The organism is Mycobacterium sp. E2699, from assembly GCF_001666745.1.
Lineage (GTDB): Bacteria > Actinomycetota > Actinomycetes > Mycobacteriales > Mycobacteriaceae > Mycobacterium.
This window is the reverse complement of the sequence record NZ_LZJH01000119.1, coordinates 1-583: the sequence shown is the minus strand read 5'-3', so window position 1 is coordinate 583 and position 583 is coordinate 1. Positions and strand designations below refer to the sequence as shown.

Below are 583 nucleotides of genomic sequence, written 5' to 3'. Positions count from 1 at the left end.
AACTCGGCACAGGCGTCGGCGATCATGGCCACCGTCTCCGTGGGGGACTGGACCGGCGTGCTGCCGAAACCGAAGTAAATCGGCGGTTTTCCCGCGGCGATCCAGGACGCGACCTCGTCATCGGTGTCCGCGCCCAACTCCAGCGTCAGCGCACCCACGAAGGGCCGCTTGCCATTCCATTCCGCCGCGAGCCCCGGGAAAACCGCCTCGTCGTAGGCCTGCAGCTCCAGCGTTCCGGCTTCGGCCATCCGTTGCCACGCCGAAACCGTCGTCGGCGGGAGACCCAGTTCCCGGCGTTGCGCGTCCTCCTCCGCCTTGGTGATGCGCGAGTACAGCCACCAGCCGGCCGTCAGTGTCGTGCGGACCACGGGCGCCGGTGACGGCAGGAAGGGGACACCGAGCTGACCGTTGACCCGCACCGGGAAGTGATGCAGCCCTGCGACCGGAATGTCGTAGTACTCGGCGACATTCGCGACCACCCCGTGGTAGGTCTGGCCCGTCACCAACAGGTCGACCCCGTCCGCGAGCGGCTTGAGCGCGGCGCCCAGCTCGTCGAAGCCCGCCCGGACCGGCTCCATGGCCT

At 69.0% G+C, this 583-nt stretch carries 1 pseudogene; it reads right to left on the bottom strand.

From position 1 onward, the window contains the following. Positions 1-583, bottom strand: a pseudogene (locus tag A5696_RS28065) (hypothetical protein); the annotation flags it as partial.